Source organism: Streptomyces chiangmaiensis (assembly GCF_036281785.1).
Taxonomy (GTDB): Bacteria; Actinomycetota; Actinomycetes; order Streptomycetales; family Streptomycetaceae; genus Streptomyces; species Streptomyces chiangmaiensis.
This window is the reverse complement of the sequence record NZ_JAYWVC010000488.1, coordinates 1-2,218: the sequence shown is the minus strand read 5'-3', so window position 1 is coordinate 2,218 and position 2,218 is coordinate 1. Positions and strand designations below refer to the sequence as shown.

Here is a 2,218-nt window from a genome sequence, read left to right as displayed (position 1 = left end):
TTCCGGAAGCTCGGGGATGCCGCCTTGGCACAGGACGCTGGAAAACGAGGCGACGCTGCCGTATCCGAGGAGTGCAGCGACCTGGGTTGTGCCCAGCAGTTCGTCGGGATCCCCTTCGACCGGCACCTCGGGTAGTGCGGCACCCGGAGCGGACCTGCGTCGGCCCTTGCCGGGCCGGTTGGTGGCCCACTCGACGATGGTGCCGCGGCGCCACCTCGGTCCCTCGACGTCCTCGTCGGGCTCGGGGAAGTACCCGGGCCGGTCGCGCATGTAGGCGTCGATGGTCGACGTGCGGGCGTAGCCGAGAAGCCGGGCCACTTCCCGCTTGGACAGCAGCTCGTCAATGGAACCGGCCGAGGTGTCGAAGCGAATCTACGTCGTTTTGTCGTCTCGATTGTGCTCGATCACGGCATCGCGAATTCCGGATGCGGGAGGTAGTTCGCGATTCGGCGAGCCTTGACGGCCTGCGGAGAGCTGATCTCCTCCGCCCCGGAGGTGACCTTTCCTGCGTTGATGACGATTTCCACGTAAACGCCTTTCTGTCGACGAACGTTGGTGATAGGGGAGGGAGCCACCCTCGCCTTGCATGTTCCACAATGCATCATTCAGGATCTGTTGCACTACCCCACGCGCAAACTCCTGCGCTATCTCCTGCGCTATCCCCTAACTTCGGCCAGCAGCCGGCCTCGCAACACGCCAGGTCAAAGGGCCCGTTGCTCATGGTCGGGGAACTGACATCCCCTCTGCTGCCGCTCTCCCTGCCCGAATGAGAGAAAAGGTGGGGGCGGGCATGGGCTGCGCGGCGGCCTCGGGGATCGGGGCCGAGGTATCAGGTTGCGCGTCGGCGGGGCCTCCGCGTTCGGGCGCTGACGGACCCGAACCGCACAGCGGTCACCTTGCTGGGCCCGCGCTCCTTTCCCGGTATTCCGTGGTCTACTCCCCTCTACGGAATACCAATCAATTCCACTCATTCAATGGGGATCGGAGATCCCCGAAACACCCCACCCAGTCCGCATCAGCACCTCCTCGCCCTTGCTGTGAGGCTGGCGCGAAGCGCTGCCCGAACTCGCCAACCCAGATACATGTTCGGGACGGCGACAGCCTGGGGTCAGTGAGGACGACTCCGGCACCGGCAAGGGGGCATGGGGAGGGATGCCTTTGACCGGCGCTCGCTACCTGCGTCGGGGTGGGGCGGTGCGCAGGATGATCAGGGCGAGGCCGTCCGCGTCGTACCGGTCGGCAACCGGCCAGGCGGTACACAGCAGTTCGAGTTCGTCCTCGTCCAGAGCGATCGCGCGCTTGTCCTCGGGCACAGCGTCGGCGACGGGTGTGATCACGCACAGGGCGCCGTCGGGGCGCAGGTGTTCGCGCAGCCGTGTCATGACGCAGGTGCGGTCGTGGATGAAGGCCCAGCTGAGGCGGAAGGTGATCAGGTCGTAGGTGGGATAGGGCAGGTCGTCGAGACGGTCCCGCTCGATGTTGAAGGGCCAGTAGGTCACCGCGGCAGTGGTCTCGAGTGCTTGGGCGCGGGTGAGAGCGGAGGGTGCGTAGTCGACGGCGTCGACCTGGTAGCCGCTTGCGGCGAGGTGGCGGGCGAGTTCGCCCAGTCCGCAGCCGATGTCGAGAGCGAGCAGGCCGCGTTCGACGAGTTCTGCATTGCCGTGGGTCGACGCCGCTTGCGCCGGTAGCGCGCGGGAGTTCTCCGATCAGCCATGGACTTCGCCGTCCACATCGGCGGGCAGGGGTGCCGGTTGGATGGGGTCGGGAAGTTCGGCGAGGAGCACAGCCGGGTACATGTCGTCGGCTGCGACCAGGATTACACAGGCGACGGCCAGCGGCTGTCCTTGCGCGCCTACGCAGCCAAGCACAGCAAGGGGGGCGTCTCAGCACGGTTCGCAGCAGTCAACTGCAAAGAGAGAAGCGGCAGTGCCCGCCTCCAAGCCGGCAGGTCGGCGTGCGATGGTGGGCGTCGGTGGCTGGGCGGTGTCGAACACCCTTGTCTTCCCGCCATTTCGCAAAGTGGCTGAAGGGGAGCCGGTCACGTGAGTGTGCCGTGGTGCGCGCCCACCGCTGCGGTCTCGGCATGGCGGGTGTGGATCAGGCTCGGAGCGGACGGGGTCGGTGCAGGTTGAGTGGCTGTGAGGGTCGCGGGGTTCATTCCGTCGTCTCAACCGTGGTGGCGACCGGCAGGCAAATGCCGCTCTCCATCGCATCGTGT

At 66.3% G+C, this 2,218-nt stretch carries 2 protein-coding genes and 1 pseudogene; all 3 read right to left on the bottom strand.

All coding sequences use genetic code 11. The features are described from left to right. A pseudogene (locus VXC91_RS44780) lies at nucleotides 1-318 on the bottom strand (helix-turn-helix transcriptional regulator); the annotation flags it as partial. 86 nt (nucleotides 319-404) lie between these two features. Then, nucleotides 405-527, bottom strand: a complete 123-nt coding sequence (locus VXC91_RS44775; protein ID WP_329513076.1) for a hypothetical protein — start codon at nucleotides 525-527, stop codon at nucleotides 405-407. Between the two features lie 645 nt (nucleotides 528-1,172). Further along, a complete protein-coding gene (locus VXC91_RS44770) occupies nucleotides 1,173-1,607 on the bottom strand; it encodes a class I SAM-dependent methyltransferase (RefSeq protein ID WP_329513077.1) in 435 nt (144 codons plus the stop codon). Between the last annotated feature and the right edge of the window lie 611 nt (nucleotides 1,608-2,218).